Origin of the sequence: Pseudaminobacter soli (ex Zhang et al. 2022) (assembly GCF_014595955.1) — a bacterium.
GTDB lineage: Bacteria > Pseudomonadota > Alphaproteobacteria > Rhizobiales > Rhizobiaceae > Kumtagia > Kumtagia pseudosoli.
In genome coordinates this window covers 1-536 of sequence record NZ_JABVCF010000049.1, presented here as the reverse complement: position 1 = coordinate 536, position 536 = coordinate 1, and the positions used below count along the sequence as shown (strand labels likewise).

1 protein-coding gene is annotated in these 536 nt (G+C 60.4%); it reads right to left on the bottom strand.

The window, feature by feature from the left end:
- Window positions 1-516 (bottom strand): peptide-methionine (S)-S-oxide reductase MsrA (gene msrA / locus HUI96_RS29040; protein ID WP_188258177.1); only part of this gene is annotated, 516 nt, incomplete at its 3' end.
- Window positions 517-536: the final 20 nt, after the last annotated feature.

The following is a 536-nucleotide window of genomic DNA, read 5'->3' as shown; positions in this document are numbered from 1 at the left end:
GCGGCGGCTTTCCTCGCGCCGTGGCAGCTTCCAGTTCGGTCGCGGGAAATGGCAGGTGTAGCCGTTCGGATAGCGTTCGAGATAGTCCTGATGCTCGGGCTCCGCTTCCCAGAATTCGCCCGCCGGCTTCACTTCGGTCACGACCTTGCCGGGCCACAAGCCCGAGGCCTCGACATCGGCAATGGTGTCTTCCGCAATGCGCTTCTGTTCGTCATTCACGTAGAAAATTGCCGAGCGGTAGCTCGTGCCGACATCATTGCCCTGGCGATTGCGTGTCGTCGGATCGTGAATCTGGAAAAAGAACTCGAGCAGTTCACGATAGCTGATCCTGGCCGGATCAAAAATGATCTCGATTGCCTCGGCATGGCCCCCGTGATTGCGGTAGGTGGCGTTGGGCATGTCGCCGCCAGTGTAGCCGACACGCGTCGAGATCACGCCGGGATGGCGACGGATCAGATCCTGCATCCCCCAAAAGCAGCCGCCGGCAAGCACTGCGCGTTCGTTGGCGATACTCATCCGTACCTCCTCAGTCTGGG